Below are 14,264 nucleotides of genomic sequence, written 5' to 3'. Positions count from 1 at the left end.
CTGGTTGTTGAGCTTGGTGGCTCGCCAGCGACGTTCGCCCGCTACGATCATCCACTTGCCGGGCAGGGCAGGGTGGGGCCTGATTTGGATGGGCTGGATGAGGCCTTGTGCCGCGATGGTCTGGGCCAGTTCCACAAGCTTCTGTTCGTCAATGGTCCGGCGGGGCTGGTCGGGATCGGGATACACGTCCGCTACGGCCACGACACGGTACGGGGTCTCCTCAGCACCAGCTGCGGTCAACGGCAGGTCGTGAAGGCTGCTGGACAGATCCAGGGCGGAAAGCGCGGACTCCAATCCGGTGGGTGCGGGCTTCTTGCTCATACGCTGGCGCTCAACTTGTCGAGGATAAACTTGCAGACGTCGCGCATTTCGTTGCCGGCATCACGGGAACTGCTTCCCATCTTCCAGACAGGGAGACGCGCACTTTGGGAGTCGCCCACCACGGAGCGGGTAGGCATCCAGACCGGCAGAATCTTGTCGCCGTGGGTTTCAAGAAGGGTCTTGGCCGTAGCTTTGTGCCGAGGGTACTGGCGGTTGACGTTGGTCAGCAGAATCCCCAGGAACACAAGAGGCAGGCCGGCTTTCTCCTTGACCATCTTGATGCGACGATGGGTTTGGATCATTTCGGCAACACCTTCAATGGCGTAGGTCTCGGGCGTGATCGGACTGATCAGCGCGTCGCACGCCAGCAAAGCGGCGTGCATCCGATTGCCCAGACTCGGGCCCACGTCGACGATAACCAAATCAAAACCCGCACCAATCGTCTTGACCGCCCGCACGAAATTGGACAGCGTGCTTGCTTCTTCTTTGTCCAGGTCAACCAACTTTTTGTCGGATGCGATCAGGGCTATCTGACCCGCTTCCGCCTGCACCGGCACGCTCGGCACCTGTGCCGCGAACATCATGGATGTCGTGAGGTCTGGAACCGCATACTCCTTGAACGTGGAGCTCGCATTGCCCTGGGGATCCAGATCCAGCAGCAGAACGCTCTGCCCCTGCTCGGCTGCAAACCAGCCCAGATGGGTGGCCATCGTGGTCTTTCCTACGCCGCCCTTCTGATTGGCGACAGCAAGGCTCTTCATTTTGTCCCCTTCTTCTTGGTCTCTGGCGTAGGTGCGGCTTGCGCCTTCAGATGCGCCTTAGCAGCTTCTTCGAGCACTTCCTGGAACGTCTTGCCGCTCTTGATGGCCAACACACGCAGTGACTGCCAAACTTCGGTGTCCATGCGCGCGGTAAAGCGATGGCCGGTCGCGTCTTTATTCGCCTTGGTCGACATAGATCAGTGCGGCTCCGTTGGGCCATTCGCCATTGTCTTGAGACTGCAGATAGGCGAGGGCTTCATATTCGGCCTCATACCAGGCGACAACATGCTTGTCGTTGGGGGTAGGGCCGTCGTAGTCCTCCGCTGCCAGGTCGGCCGCGACTATCGCCGCTTCTTGTGCATCAGTTGCTGATACTTCCGCTTGCTGCAGCGCGATTTCTGCACGCCGGCAAGCCTCCTCCACCTGGTCAGGCGGGCCGTCATAGAACGTCACCCACAAACCCATTTTTGTCTCCTTGTCGAACAGTGTCGCATCAGTGCGACAGTAGCAATTCTACGCCAATGGGCACTGGTGTCAAGATGTCTAGATGCGTAGATGCCTAGATGACACCTTATCCCTTTCGCCCTTTGGCTTCCAGTCGCCGATGGCCTTGGACCCCTTCCTTTCTGCATACCTGTGGGCAATGAGGTCACAGCGTCCGGCGCGAGCCGGTTTGCACACAAACCCGGCTGAGCGCGCGTTAGCGCGCTCTTTGTCCGGGTCTTGCGCCCGGAGGGTCGCGCGTAGCGCGAGGGCGGGCACTTGTGCCCGCGCCGCTTAGACCGGCTCTTCCTGGGAATGACTTGCCGACACGCTTTTAGATGCTGTCGGCGTAGCCGACTCCTTTTTGCTCTTGAGCGGGCATGGATGCCCGCGCAAGGCCGCAGCGAAGCGGAGGGGCGACTACATGGACGTAGGAGGGTAGGCGGCGTTGGATCCGAGCTGGCCAGGTTACCCACAGAAACCCGTGAGAGCTACCGGAACTGTTATAGGCAAAGACAACCGGAGCAACTACCGGTTATGGGCGTGCAAATTCAGCGCAAAATGAACGTGCAGATTCCGCGCACATGCCGTGCAGATTCCGCGCAGGCCGGGGTGCTAATTCCGCGTGGATAACTCGCCAGGCGCACAGCCTTATCCCCAGCCTGGCTGGGGTGCTAATTCCGCGCGCCGCCGCCGAGCGCACGCAGAGGGCGCGGGGGTGCGTATTCCGCGCAGGTTTCCGGCGGCCGCCGGATCCAGTGGGGTGCAGATTCCGCGCAGGTCCGATGGGGCGAGGGGGTGTGGATTCCGCGCATGGCTGGAGTAGGGAAGGGTGCAGATTCCGCGCACGCTCCCCGGTGCTCACTTCCGCCCCGGGGGGGTGCAAATTCCCCGCAGCCCTCGGCACAGGGGGTGTAGATTCCGCGCAGCTGGCGCGCGCGCCAAGCGCTGGCCCCCGTAGCAATGCCGGACGGCCAGGCGCATGACTCCCGGACCTAGCCCGGCCGAGCCGTAGGGGTGCAGATTCCGCGCACCAACGCCAGTCGGGATGATCCCCACACAGAGAAACAAAAAACCCGGCCTGAGCCGGGTTTTGAGTAGGTGGCAAGCAATCAGCCAACGGCAATGAGCTTACGCGGGACGGGCGGCAAAGACGGGTAAATGCGAATTCCGCCGAACACGTCCTGCACCTTGGCGTGCGGGTACACCTGCAGCACGTCACGTAGCGCCTTGACGAAGTTCTTTTTGAAATTGCGAGGGTCGGCGATTTCTTGGCCGAATTGCTCCCTCAGGCTCATCCAGTGCAGGGTAGTCGGGGCGTTCAAACGAGTGAGGCGGTGCGCGAGCCACGCGTACAGGTCCAAGGCAAGCGCGCTGTCCTGGATCGCTTGGATAGCGCGTGCATCCAGAGGCACGCTCGCCTTCTCAATCGAGCTGGCGAATTCAGAAGAGATGAGAAGCGAGCCCGGCCAGAGCGTGCGCTGTCCTCCGACGCCGCCAAGTTCGGGCCATGCTTCAAACTCTTCAACGATCCGCTCAGCTGGCCGCGTGCGCGCCGCCCCGGTGCTGGTGTTGTAGCCAATCACCATGCGGCACGCAGCGAAGGCTTTGATCTGCTCTTTGAAACCGGTCATCCCCCCACGCTTACCGCCGCTGGAATCGATGTTCAGCGTGTCCAGGAAATCGCGCAGGCTGCTGCCCAAGTCAACCGACCTGTCGCCGGTACGCAGATACGTACGAATCAGGTGAAGTAGCAAGAGACGCGGCTTGGTGCCATATGGGAGGTGCTGCTGCACATACTCCGCGCCATTCCATAGCGCGCCGGCCTCCAACCGGATCGCGGCAGTACCGCTGCGCCGCTCGAAGATGTTGGTTTTAGGCTTACTGCGCGGCAGGCCGACCTGACAGAAGGTGGAATGCAGGAACGCAATATCGTCCCCCTCCGGAGCGGATCCCATGATGGCCGCTGAGGTGTCGATCAGCTTCTTGTCCTTACGCCTTTCGGCAGGCATGGCTGTGGTCATTGACGTTACCTGTCAGGAGGCCGCGAGCAGCGGCAATGGACGGATGGCGGCAAGGTCGGCTTTCAGCTCCGCCTGCTGCCGGGCCAGGTCAAAACGCGCTTGCTCGGCCATCCATATTTCAGGGCCATCCCCGAAATACACCCCTAAGCGCAGCGCCATAGGCGGGGTAACCGAACTCAACCCTTTGACCAACTCATAGACGCGAGGCTTCGGGACGTCGATGTCAGCAGCGCAGCGATAGGCAGTAATGCCGCGCTCCTTCAACAACCGCTGTAGACGTGTCCCTGGATGGGCAGGGCGAAGGGAAGCGGGCGAGGTACTCATGGTTTGCAACTTGAAATGGCCTCCTAGAATAGTAACGCCATTTGGTAATACCAGCAATCGTTACTATTGGTGATCGTGGCCACGCCGGTCGAGTGCATCGCTGACCAGCACCATTAGCGCGCCAGCGTCGATACTCAGCGAGTCCGCGCAGCCGCGTTCGTACAGCGTTTTTAGTGTCGGCAATGCCAGGCTCAACAGCTCGGAGACATCGTCAGGCAGCAGCATGGTAGGTGTCCTCGGAAAGCGGCCGGTACCTGAGCACCGGCCGCAATGTTCAGCGTTGGATGGTCAACAACACCGTGCGGACGCCGGTGCCCTCCGCTTGAAACGTCCCGGGGGGGAGCGGCTCCCATGAGCCGCCGTGAAGTGTGAGGGGGCGAAGCTTTTCGTTTTGCCTCGGGCCATCGGCGCAGAGCGCCACCAGCCGCCCACCGTCACGGACAAACTGGAGGGCATGCAGGATGTGACTGATGTCGCTTGCATTGCGAAATGGCGGATTCATCAGCACAACATCAAAGCTTCCGAGCACGTCCCCGCCGAAGTCCAAGAAATCGCCTTGCCGTACGTCGGCGTAGCTCAGTCGCAGCGCTTCGCAGAGGCGCGGGTTGAGTTCAATGGACGTGGAAACGACGGCAGCGCCGCTATCGCGAACGGCCTGCAGGAGGCGCCCGGTGCCGGCGGACGGCTCTAACAAGGTCATGCAATCAGCCAGTCCTGCCAGGTCCACCATGCGCCGCGCCAGGTCTGGGGGAGTCGGGAACAGCTGTTCCGACCGGACAGCTTGAATGCCGCCGCCGCCCAGTTGCGCACGCATTGCGTCGATTGCGGCCTCATCCTCTGAACGGACCGGTGCCGGCCTGGGGGAGGGCGACGGCGCATCAGCCTCAGAGGCATTGAAACCGGAATCCTCTTCGTCGCCGGCGGGCTCGCGGTCGACCAACACGGGGGCGGGGGGATCCTTCCGCTTCTGGTCCGTCAGATACACCGGGCGCAGCGCTCCGCCTTGTACAACCACCCGGATCCGATGACGTCCGACAGCGGGAACCTCCTCCTCCTGGGTGGCCACATCTGGGCGACCAAATCGCGGCCGGACGGCTGCCTGCCCTAGTTCACGCGACCCCTTGTAGTCCTTGTGGATCTTTGCCCATTCTGCCTTTGTCATGCAGACGGCGGCCGCTCCTGGGTAGTTGCACAAAGGCGGGAGCTTGCAAGCCGCCTCGGTGGCGGCGAGCTGGTCCGCACTCGGTTCGCGGTAGTCCTGGACTTCCTCAATGCCGCGCTTTGGCACATAGCGCGCATCGGTGGTGACACTGCTTACCCGTCCGCCGGCACGATTCACCCGCAACACCTTCAGCCACTCGCCGCCAATACGTACAGCACCACCTGCCACGATGTTGAACTTGTCGGCCGTCAAACCGCCCTGTGCGTCCAGCATGGCGCGTTCGTAGGAAAGGCGGTTCTCATAGTGCGCCTGCCAACGCTCCTGCCTGGCGCGTGAGCGCTCAAGCAGAGCCAGCGAATCGGAAATGATCTGCTCGAAGCTCTCCGGGTCGGCATTGAGCTTGCTCCACATTCCATACAGGCAGGGCGTAACGCTGGCGATTGCCTTAGCTTTGGTCGCTGTCATCTCAGAACCTTGGAGAAGCGCCATTGCATCACCGGTCTCGGCAAGGTTGCGCGCTGCCTTTCGAGCGTCGGCCTCGATGCTCTTAATTCGGCGCGCCCTCACGTCGGGAAGTTGCTTGTACTTCGCGTGGCGAAGTGCCCCGGCCGCGCGGGACGCCCAATAGGTGGCCGTGTCCCACATGGAGACGGCTTTGCGCATACCGGTCGAGATACGCTCGGCGTCCTTTCGCGCACGCTTTTCGCTGTGATGTCCGACCAAAATGGGTTGGCCAAGCGGAATGTGCTCAACGATCGCCTCGACACCTTCCCGCGCCGCTTTGGCGTCCTGCAGGCGGCTTTCCCGGTAGTCAACAAAGCGTTCAGCACGTTGCTCCGCTCGGTCAACGAGGGACGTGTCTTCATCACCAATTTCGCCGCACAGATTGAGCAACAGGTCTTCGCGTTCCGGGGTCCACATTGGGGCGACAAATACTGCCTGGACCGCTGCCCAGCGGAAGCCGGCCGCTTTGAGCAGCTCGAAATCGCTGGTGGGCAGCCGGGTTGCGCTGCTCAGGCGCAGCTTGTTGTCTTCGGGCGAGTAAGTGGCGGTCATGTTGGTCATCGCGTTCATTCCATTTCGGGTGTGGGCTGTGCTGCTTTGGCTGGCGGCCTGTTCACAGGCAGGTGTGCCGCGCGCACCTGCATGAGCAACCCCGGCCAGCCGGCCCAGGGGCGGGTCAAGGGGCACAGCGGCGCGCCGCTGTGAGCCGGCGTGGACTGGCGCGGCCCGCAGCCGAAGGCGAGGACACGGGTCCACGGCGCGACCCTTGACGCGCCACAGGGCGGGATGGCTTGCAAGGACGCGGCGTCGCGGCCGCGCAGGCTGCGGGGTACCCGCTGCCGAAGTAACCGTCGAAACTGCCTGCGCGATCACAGGCGCGGTGCCGGCGGCACCGCCGCACTGATCCGAGGCTGGGCAGCAGCAGCTGCTGCAGCGCTGCTGGGGGGCGGTAGCTTCCATCCGGCTTGCATGGATTGTGGATGCAGCTACTGGGGTTGTTACCCGCCCTTTTGGCCGCCTCAGGCGGCCACGCCGCCTACGTGCCGGCGAAGCGCTGGAACGGCCGGCACATCTGCCGCGCAGCGGCCGCCTGCAGGCATGCACCTGGTCGGCGTCGGCTGCAGCCGGCGCGGGCCAGCACCTTGCCGGCGCCGCCGCTGCAGGGCGGCGTCGGCCGCGCCGGGCGCCCCATGCGCCTGGCGCTGGACCTGCAGGCGCGCAGCGCCGGAACGGTCGGCATTCTGGCGGGCGCCGCCCGCCTGCAGACGCACCTGGCCAGCGCCGGCGGCCGCCGGCGCTGGCCAGCTCCGGTCACACGCTCAGGCGCCCTTAGATCCAACTGTAAGCGCCCCCGACCGTAATGGCCGGTGGCGCGCAATCCTCACGAAGTGGGGCAGGGATTCGCCATAACAGCCGTGTAGTGGAGCCTGAAGCTAAATGTGGCGAGCCGCGTCGACGCATGTCCGAAATGGTTGGCCACAAATGCAGGGACCAGGTAGTGCCGCCGGTTCCTCAGATTCTTCGTTCGCAGGCGCGCTTTCATTCTTCGCCCGCCGCGCAGGTCAACCGCTCGCAAAGGGCATCAATGTCGGTGTCACAGATGCGGGGGAGCAACCCGCTATCGGTGAGGATGGCGTCGATGTCGGGCGGCAGCGTGTCGGAATTCTGAAGCAACCGCAGGCCCGCGAGCACCGCCGCCAGATGCAGCGGGTTACTGAGCTGGAATGCGGTCCCGCCGAGGGTGTCGGCGAAGCACTGCATGATGCGCTCCTGCTTCTCTGCCAGCATTTCCCCATTGAGCTTGACCGCAGCAATCCACCGGCCACCCTCGATCAAGGTGTAGTGATTCGCATCGCCATCGGCGTGATAAGTGAATGTCATCCTCTTCTCTCTCGTCATCGGGACCAAATCGCCCGTGGCTGCCTCCTCGCAAGGAGGCAGCGGCCGGCGATCTGACTTACAGCGCGACGGTCACACCGCCGAATGGCACCTCATCTACGGCACCCACCCGCCCGGCGAGCAGTCCCTGCAGGAGCTGTCGCATACGGTTTTTGTCGTAGCAAACGCCATTGCCCCACGCACCCGCGTATGTGAGCTGGCCGCTCACGGCCCCAATTCGCACCTCGACGCCTACCTCTCCGCTTGCAGCGCGGTAGCGCCCCACGACGTGGTAGCCGCAGGCTGAAATAGCCTCAGGGGTGGCCGGTGCGCTGGTGCCGTTCTGGCGAGTGTGCTGAGTGTTCATTCTGGTCCTGTCGGTTCAGTTGAGGGCTGTGCTGCTTGGCTGGCGGCCTGTTCACAGGCAGGTGTGCCGCGCGCACCTGCATGTGCAACCCCGGCCAGCCGGCCCAGGGGCGGGTCAAGGGGCACAGCGGCTTGCCGCTGTGAGTCGACGGGGACTGGCGCGGCCCGCAGCCGCAGGCGAGGACACGGGTCCACGGCGCGACCCTTGACGCGACACAGGGCGGGATGGCTTGCAAGGCCGCGGCGTCGCGGCCGCGCAGGCTGCGGGGCACCCGCGGCCGAAGTAGCGCTCGAAAATGCCCACGCGATCGCCAGGCGCGGTGCCGCCGGCGCCGCTGCAGAAGGCGCCATTCCTCAGTTGGTTGGGCAGGGCATTGGGACGTGCCTGCTGCTGCTTCCGCGTTTCGGACACAGCGGGTACCCGCGCTGGCCAGCACCAGCTGGGAGCCGCTTCACGCCCCGGCCGGCGTCAACCTGGTGGGCGGCGGGTCACGCCGGCATGAGCGGCATCGCTGGCGATGCGGCGCTCATGGCCCACCCTGGAAGCCGTGCCGGCTGAAGCATCCTCGACCCTGCGAGCTTGTGGCTACTTCCGTGAAGAGCGGCGGTTTGGAATCGCGGGAAGGCCACTGCGACAGCTCAGCCACGCTTCAATCCACCGAATGGCTTGCTTTCGGCTCCCAGCCACTCCGTGCAGCTCGCGGCCCTGCCACCGGATGCTGTGCGGCCATTTTCCGTTGACGTCGACGCGCATTGAGGCCACGCCTCGATAGTTGAAACGCAGATATGACCCGGTCGGGTCGTGATCCCAGTGGTAGGCAGCAGGCAACATGCGAGCAGCCTAACCGCCTCCAGTCGCATTGGGCGAAACGTCCCGCCAAGTAGCGGCTCCAAGCGTTTACCGACACACGTCGCGGACTGCCTTGATGCTTGCAAGCGGAGCGCGCAGCACCGGCTGCGCCGGGGCGAAGGGGCGAGGGCAAGGCCCGCAGGGGCGAGACGCCGCAGGCGGCTTGATGCGCAGCACCGCCGACCGTATGGGCGCGCAGCGCCCATCGACCACGCCAGCTGGGTCGGGGTGACTACCCGCAAAAAAAAAAGGCGGCCACAAAGGCCGCCCCCCCCACCGAATACCATCATTAACGACGAGCGAGGATCCATGTGACGAGGCCACTTCCGGCACCCATCATCAACGCCACCAGCAGCATTCCTGGCTTCGTCCATCCCCACAGCTGCATGTACAACGTGAATCGGGTAATCACGAAGTAGTAGACCGGCGTCATAACAGCGGTTGCCGCCAGCGCAATGAGAATTTGTTTGGTTCGGGTAATCATGTGGCCTCTCAGCGGAAGACGCGTTTTGCGGGGCCCGGGCCATGCCGGGCGGTAAGTCTACGACTTCACGTTCGTCCACTGGATCCGCGCAGTGAGGTGTTGAACCACACTAGCGCGGGTGTTGTCCGTCGAAGGCAAGGCGTCCCCGGCGAGGTCGGCCAATTCACCTGCCGACGCTGTTTTCAGGAAGTGCACCGCGAGTGCCTTCGGTTGAGCCAAAAGCGACGCTTCGAGCTTGTCGGCCAGTTGATCCCAAACGTCTGCATTCTGAACTTGAGCATCCATGAGAGTGTCCTGGTTGGGTAATGGAAAGCGGTCAGTCGGCCCGCGCGTGGCAGAACGTCGACGGCACCGCGCGCATGAGTTTGACGGTGGCGTCGGCCACGCGCAGCAGCACGGTGACAGGCGTGTGCCTGGTGAGGCACTTCTTCATGCCCACAGTTGTGGTTTCCTTGAGAACGGCGACGGTCTCGTTCGCTTCGCCTCCGCCGTTGAACACGTCCTCCACCGATCCCAGGTCGATGATGGTGGGAGCGCCTACAACGCCCGAGGCGGGAACTACGCGGATCTCTGCGGCTTCCACAACGCCCTTCTTCTTGTGGACCAACGAAACGGGAACTTCCACGCGCTCCAGGGTGACCGGAATGCTGGGGTTCGGGTTCGTCAGAAGGAGCTGCACACGTCCGTCCACGACGCGGGAATCGCTGTCGACGTTGCCGGCAGCCGCCACTGGGGAGACCAAGACGCAAGCGCATACGGCGAAACGGCGAGCCCACAGCGATGCTGTCTTCTGAATGTTGGTGCTATGCATGAAATCAATCCTTGTTTGATAGCGTTCGAGGCCGTATGTCGGTACTGGCCTTGCGCGTATGGTCATTAGAGCGGGAATGGAAAGTTGATCGTGTCTCAATTCTCGCGCGTGCTGCGCGGCGCTGCCTCCGTATATTCCTTGGCGGTGCCAGGATCCTTCTCAACCCTTTCCACCAGCAGAGTCAGGCGCTGCAAGTCCTCGTCGGAAGGCGACGGGTTCTCGTGGCGCCATTTATCAACCAACGTGCGAGCATCCTCAGTGCCCACGCGTTCCAATCTGGCCAGAAGCGCGCTTTGCGCCTCGGTATGGAGTGCCGGCGTTGTGCTTGCCAGGTAGAACGTTGCGACCACACAGCACAGTCCAGCGAACAGTACGCCCACGGCTAGTTCGAGCACGCGCATCAGCAGTCCCCGAATGGCATGCTGATTTTTTCGCAGAGCCGTGCTTTGGCGGCCGAGCGCGCCGCAGCGGTGTGCTCTTTCGCGGCGCCCGGATCTCTCTCCACCCTTTCCACCAGCAGAGTCAGGCCCTGGATATCGCCGGTGGAAGGAGACGAATGTTCGCGTCGCCACTCGTCGACCACCGTGCGGGCATCATCGGTGCCCACGCGTTCAAGCCTGACCAGCAGCGCAGTCTGTTGGACGTCCCGTTGATCTTGCTGCTGGGCACTCAGGTAGATTCCGATCACTGAAAGAATAAGCAGGCCGAGGAAGATCCAGCGCATACCTTGCTCCTGAGTTGGATTTTTTGAAGATGCCGCGCGGGCGATTAAGCCCGCGCGGCTGGGTTCATCAGAAGGAACCGGTGAAGCTGGCGAACACGGTCAGATCCTGAGAGCGATTCTGACCGAGGGTGCGGAGCAGGCCGATGTTGCTCTGCAGGCCGAAGAGCTCAGTACGCGCGCCGAGGATCGCGGTGCCGTAGCTCTGGTCAAAGTCCATCCCCGGAACCTTGTACATACCAACTTCCGGCATGCTCTGCAGCCATGCGCTGGCCTGCTGGCCATCCTCGAATTCGTGGTCGTAGGTCAGCTGCGCGTACGGCTTGAGGCTGCCGCCGTCAAAGCGGGCCTGCCAGCCGATGCGGCCGACCGTGGAGTCCACGTCCTGGTTGCCATAGCCCAATGCGGTGGCCAGGGTGCCGGCGTCGGCATTTTCGGTATAGCCGTCGATCTTGACCTTCTGCCAGATCACGGACGCGATCGGGCCGTGGCGGAAGCCGCCTTCGGTACCGAACTCGTAACCTGCATTCAGGGCGGCGGTCAGGTTGCTGCCGTCCGGCGAGCCGCTGTGCTGGCGGGTTGCCGGCCCGAGCTGAACCTTGCGGTTCACGTCATAGGACATCCACGTGTAGCTGACCTGGCCATTCACCCAGGCGCGTTCGCCGTACCACCCGGCGAACAGGCCCGCAGTGGTGTCCTGCTGGGTGAAGTCGCCACGGCTGTTTCCGAAGTCCGCGTCGACCTTGCCGAAACCTGCGAAGCCGCCGAGGACGATACCGTCCTGAGCCCAGTCCACGCCGAACAGGCCGGCAGGCGCCGCGCCGTCGTACACGTCGCCATGGTCGAAGCGCTGCAGGTCACCACGAACGCTGCCCCACCACGACAGGCCATCGCCCGCAGGACCAGCGCGATGCAGGTTGACCTGGTCGGCGCGGGAGCGGCCGATGGTCTGCGCCGAGCGGGTCAGAACCTGCTGCAGTCGGGGTGCTTCAAGAACCGACAGGGTGTACTGCCCGAGGATCTGGTGGGTCGCGGTGGTGGGATGGATGGAATCGGCGAACACGTAGGTATTGGCAGCATCCGGGGCGACGTAGTTCAGCGGGTTGCACAGCAGAGCCGACGGCGCGAGGAGGGGATTGCAGGCGGTGTCGCTGACGTTGGTGAAGCCGTAGGTCGTCGGCGCAGCAACGATTTCCTGCAGCATGTGGAAGGTGTCGACGGGGATCACCTGCAGTCCAGCCGCGCTCAACCCGTCGAACAGAGCGTCATTGTAGGCCGTGGCCAGCGCGGTGCCCTGCGCCATTCCGGCCGCGCCCAGCTGACGGAAACGCGGGGTCAGGCCGACATCGGGCAGGGTGGGAACGACCACGTACTGCGCGCCGGCATTCTTCAGGGTCGCGACAATGCCGACCTGGTCGCTCACGGCGGCGCCGATGACGGCCGGGGCCTGGGCGGGGGCAGTGATGGCCAGGAGGTCGTTGGCACCACCCCACACGCTGTACAGCGCGTTGGCGTCGGCCTTGCCGCCGTTCGCGGCCAGGTAGTTGGCGGTCTGCGTCTTGAGCGAAGGAGTGAAGCCGAGCGCGCCGGTCGAATCGGTGCCCACGCGGGCGCCGCCCACGGCGTAGTTGTCGCCGGTCTGGCCGTTACCGTTGGCGGTGGCATTCGTGCCGTAGTAATCCGCCACATGCTGCGCCCACACCCAGCCCGGGTTGGTGGTGAACTGGCCGGTCACCGGCTGCGCGGAGGCCGGCAGCAGCGGACGGAAATAGCCCTGGTCGGTCAGGCTGTCGCCGATGAAGACGGTTTTCGAGTAGGGCGACTGCGCCATTGCCGGCACAGCGGCAAAGGCGACGGCCAGAGCCAGCAGGGTACGAATCGGGCGGTTACGGGAAGTCATGGGAAAGCTCCTGTTTGCTTGTTTTGATGCGGCATTCCAGCCGCGATGGTGAATCGGAATATTGGAGAGAACTGGATATGGTAAGCGGCGGTATCGGCGGAGACCTCCTAAAGTTGAGTGCTGCGCATTCCAGGCGTGACCGGTGTCTCAGACTTGCCACGGCTTTGATGTCTATTGGGCCTGTGTGTGCTTGAACGACCGACCCACCGCTGCGGAACGGGAAATAGCCGTTGTGATCCAGGCTTGAAGGCTTGCAACGCCCGCCGGCAAACAAGCGCCATAGGCGTCCGAGACGTACAGACCGGCCCGATAGCCCTGCACGGTCAGTTCCTCGCCTGCGGGACCACTGACGTGCCCGAGCGCGTACGCAATCAGCTCATCGCTGCATTGCCGGGTGCAGCGGATGTAGAGGACGCTGCCAAACACTTCGCCCCATACGCTGTTGTCGAAAACGTAGCTTTCGGCCTGTCCGTCGTACCGGCCAGCTTTGAAGGGCCGGAGGAGCGCTGCCACGTCCGTCCACGCCGGCCCATCGCCCCAACCGACCACGACCGAGGAGTGCCCCATGCAGCGCACGGAAAACCGCACGCCCGGAAACTGATGCTTGAGGTGACGTCTGATGTTGGCCGCTACCTGTGCGGGCGACGGATCCCGGCCAAGTTGCACCAGATGGGCGTTCTCGACGGCGTCTCGAAGGCTGGCCACCTCGGCATAGCGGGCAGCTGCGGCGGCCGCAGACCTTGCGTCTTCAGCCTTGCAGTATTCGGCTGCTCGCTCGATGCAGGCCTCTACCTCTTCCGTGCATGCAATCTCGTCCAGGAGCCGCCACTGCCGCCCGCGCAGGGAAAAAACGGAGAGGCCATTCTTGGCGCGACCGTCAGAAAAGACGACGTCGTACAACTGGCCCGCCGTGGGATGGGGGCGGCAGCGAACGACAACGCCGGCACCGAACCCGCAAAGGTTGGTGTGAACAATCTGGCCAACGGGGATGAGGTCATTCTGCATTGGGACGACTCCTAATCTGTCTACACCGAGAGAGGGCTTTGCTTGTGGCTGGCGGCCTGTTCACCAGGCAGGTGTGCCGCGCGCACCTGCATGTGCAACCCCGGCCAGCCGGCCCAGGGGCGGGTCAAGGGGCACAGCGGCGTGCCGCTGTGAGTCGACGGGGACTGGCGCGGCCCGCAGCCGAAGGCGAGGACACGGGTCCACGGCGCGACCCTTGACGCGACACAGGGCGGGATGGCTTGCAAGGCCGCGGCGTCGCGGCCGCGCAGGCAGCGGGGCACCCGCTGCCGAAGTAACCGCCGAAATTGCCTGCGCGATCGTCAGGTGCGGTGCCGCCGGCACCGCCGTAACGCACCGATATTCGCTAGCGGGGCGCGGCCGGCATTTGGGACGCTCCCGCGCGTCCGAAGGAGGCGATGGCCACGGCGAGCAGGGCATCGCCGAGCAAGGCGGCGATGAAGCCGCCGCATAAATGCAGCTGGTCGACGTCGGCGAACGCCGGCGGCGGCCAGCACCGAGTCGAGGTCGGCGCCTGCAGGAGCGCGGCCGCCAAGTGGCGGACGTGATACTGGTGGCGCCGGGATCGACCGTGCCGGGCGTACTGCGCGCCCGGCACTGGACCTGGAGGCGCGGAGCGCCGGAATGGTCGACGTTCAGGGCGGCCACCGGC

16 protein-coding genes are annotated in these 14,264 nt (G+C 63.9%); all 16 read right to left on the bottom strand.

Going from position 1 to position 14,264, the window contains the following annotated elements; genetic code table 11:
- Nucleotides 1-321 (bottom strand): ParB/RepB/Spo0J family partition protein (locus J3A72_RS02390; protein WP_209571884.1); only part of this gene is annotated, 321 nt, incomplete at its 3' end.
- Entirely contained in the window at nt 318-1,082 is a 765-nt protein-coding gene (locus J3A72_RS02385) for a ParA family protein (protein ID WP_209571882.1), read from the bottom strand. The genes J3A72_RS02390 and J3A72_RS02385, both read right to left, overlap by 4 nt.
- Nucleotides 1,079-1,276, bottom strand: a complete 198-nt coding sequence (locus tag J3A72_RS02380) for a hypothetical protein (protein WP_209571880.1) — start codon at nt 1,274-1,276, stop codon at nt 1,079-1,081. The genes J3A72_RS02385 and J3A72_RS02380 overlap by 4 nt, the downstream gene beginning before the upstream one ends.
- Nucleotides 1,257-1,547 carry a hypothetical protein gene (locus J3A72_RS02375; protein WP_209571877.1) on the bottom strand — a complete coding sequence of 97 codons (291 nt, stop codon included), beginning with the start codon at nt 1,545-1,547 and terminating at the stop codon, nt 1,257-1,259. The genes J3A72_RS02380 and J3A72_RS02375 overlap by 20 nt, the downstream gene beginning before the upstream one ends.
- A gap of 1,130 nt (nt 1,548-2,677) precedes the next feature.
- Nucleotides 2,678-3,589, bottom strand: a complete 912-nt coding sequence (locus J3A72_RS02370; RefSeq protein ID WP_209571876.1) for a replication protein RepA — start codon at nt 3,587-3,589, stop codon at nt 2,678-2,680.
- Between the two features lie 12 nt (nt 3,590-3,601).
- Entirely contained in the window at nt 3,602-3,913 is a 312-nt protein-coding gene (locus J3A72_RS02365) for a HigA family addiction module antitoxin (protein ID WP_209571874.1), read from the bottom strand.
- A 63-nt stretch (nt 3,914-3,976) separates the two neighbouring features.
- A complete protein-coding gene (locus tag J3A72_RS02360) occupies nt 3,977-4,138 on the bottom strand; it encodes a hypothetical protein (protein ID WP_209571872.1) in 162 nt (53 codons plus the stop codon).
- Between the two features lie 49 nt (nt 4,139-4,187).
- Nucleotides 4,188-6,140, bottom strand: a complete 1,953-nt coding sequence (locus J3A72_RS02355; RefSeq protein ID WP_209571870.1) for a DUF3560 domain-containing protein — start codon at nt 6,138-6,140, stop codon at nt 4,188-4,190.
- 978 nt (nt 6,141-7,118) lie between these two features.
- A complete protein-coding gene (locus tag J3A72_RS02350; RefSeq protein ID WP_209571868.1) occupies nt 7,119-7,460 on the bottom strand; it encodes a hypothetical protein in 342 nt (113 codons plus the stop codon).
- A gap of 1,502 nt (nt 7,461-8,962) precedes the next feature.
- Nucleotides 8,963-9,157 carry a hypothetical protein gene (locus J3A72_RS02345; RefSeq protein ID WP_209571866.1) on the bottom strand — a complete coding sequence of 65 codons (195 nt, stop codon included), beginning with the start codon at nt 9,155-9,157 and terminating at the stop codon, nt 8,963-8,965.
- Nucleotides 9,158-9,214: 57 nt separating this feature from the next.
- Nucleotides 9,215-9,442 carry a hypothetical protein gene (locus J3A72_RS02340; RefSeq protein WP_209571864.1) on the bottom strand — a complete coding sequence of 76 codons (228 nt, stop codon included), beginning with the start codon at nt 9,440-9,442 and terminating at the stop codon, nt 9,215-9,217.
- Nucleotides 9,443-9,473: 31 nt separating this feature from the next.
- Nucleotides 9,474-9,968 (bottom strand): hypothetical protein, encoded by a 495-nt coding sequence (locus J3A72_RS02335; RefSeq protein ID WP_209571862.1) that lies wholly within the window; start codon nt 9,966-9,968, stop codon nt 9,474-9,476.
- Between the two features lie 95 nt (nt 9,969-10,063).
- Entirely contained in the window at nt 10,064-10,369 is a 306-nt protein-coding gene (locus J3A72_RS02330; RefSeq protein ID WP_209571860.1) for a hypothetical protein, read from the bottom strand.
- Nucleotides 10,369-10,692: a hypothetical protein gene (locus J3A72_RS02325; RefSeq protein ID WP_209571858.1), complete on the bottom strand. Its 324-nt coding sequence runs from the start codon at nt 10,690-10,692 to the stop codon at nt 10,369-10,371. The genes J3A72_RS02330 and J3A72_RS02325 overlap by 1 nt, the downstream gene beginning before the upstream one ends.
- 67 nt (nt 10,693-10,759) lie before the next feature.
- Nucleotides 10,760-12,556, bottom strand: coding sequence for an autotransporter domain-containing protein (locus J3A72_RS02320; RefSeq protein WP_209571890.1), 1,797 nt, complete (start codon nt 12,554-12,556; stop codon nt 10,760-10,762).
- 204 nt (nt 12,557-12,760) lie between these two features.
- Nucleotides 12,761-13,594, bottom strand: a complete 834-nt coding sequence (locus J3A72_RS02315) for an LPD29 domain-containing protein (RefSeq protein ID WP_209571856.1) — start codon at nt 13,592-13,594, stop codon at nt 12,761-12,763.
- Nucleotides 13,595-14,264 lie beyond the last annotated feature (670 nt).

The sequence above is a fragment of the Stenotrophomonas sp. PvP093 genome, from assembly GCF_017876915.1.
Lineage (GTDB): Bacteria > Pseudomonadota > Gammaproteobacteria > Xanthomonadales > Xanthomonadaceae > Stenotrophomonas > Stenotrophomonas muris.
This window is presented reverse-complemented; position numbering and strand designations above follow the sequence as displayed.

Excerpts from the sequence above, each read along its gene's own strand:
- J3A72_RS02385 (WP_209571882.1), bottom strand. The coding sequence starts at position 1,082 with ATGAAGAGCCTTGCTGTCGCCAATCAGAAGGGCGGCGTAGGAAAGACC.
- J3A72_RS02380 (WP_209571880.1), bottom strand. The coding sequence starts at position 1,276 with ATGTCGACCAAGGCGAATAAAGACGCGACCGGCCATCGCTTTACCGCG.
- J3A72_RS02375 (WP_209571877.1), bottom strand. The coding sequence starts at position 1,547 with ATGGGTTTGTGGGTGACGTTCTATGACGGCCCGCCTGACCAGGTGGAG.
- J3A72_RS02370 (WP_209571876.1), bottom strand. The coding sequence starts at position 3,589 with ATGACCACAGCCATGCCTGCCGAAAGGCGTAAGGACAAGAAGCTGATC.
- J3A72_RS02365 (WP_209571874.1), bottom strand. The coding sequence starts at position 3,913 with ATGAGTACCTCGCCCGCTTCCCTTCGCCCTGCCCATCCAGGGACACGT.
- J3A72_RS02360 (WP_209571872.1), bottom strand. The coding sequence starts at position 4,138 with ATGCTGCTGCCTGACGATGTCTCCGAGCTGTTGAGCCTGGCATTGCCG.
- J3A72_RS02355 (WP_209571870.1), bottom strand. The coding sequence starts at position 6,140 with ATGACCAACATGACCGCCACTTACTCGCCCGAAGACAACAAGCTGCGC.
- J3A72_RS02350 (WP_209571868.1), bottom strand. The coding sequence starts at position 7,460 with ATGACATTCACTTATCACGCCGATGGCGATGCGAATCACTACACCTTG.
- J3A72_RS02345 (WP_209571866.1), bottom strand. The coding sequence starts at position 9,157 with ATGATTACCCGAACCAAACAAATTCTCATTGCGCTGGCGGCAACCGCT.
- J3A72_RS02340 (WP_209571864.1), bottom strand. The coding sequence starts at position 9,442 with ATGGATGCTCAAGTTCAGAATGCAGACGTTTGGGATCAACTGGCCGAC.
- J3A72_RS02335 (WP_209571862.1), bottom strand. The coding sequence starts at position 9,968 with ATGCATAGCACCAACATTCAGAAGACAGCATCGCTGTGGGCTCGCCGT.
- J3A72_RS02330 (WP_209571860.1), bottom strand. The coding sequence starts at position 10,369 with ATGCGCGTGCTCGAACTAGCCGTGGGCGTACTGTTCGCTGGACTGTGC.
- J3A72_RS02325 (WP_209571858.1), bottom strand. The coding sequence starts at position 10,692 with ATGCGCTGGATCTTCCTCGGCCTGCTTATTCTTTCAGTGATCGGAATC.
- J3A72_RS02315 (WP_209571856.1), bottom strand. The coding sequence starts at position 13,594 with ATGCAGAATGACCTCATCCCCGTTGGCCAGATTGTTCACACCAACCTT.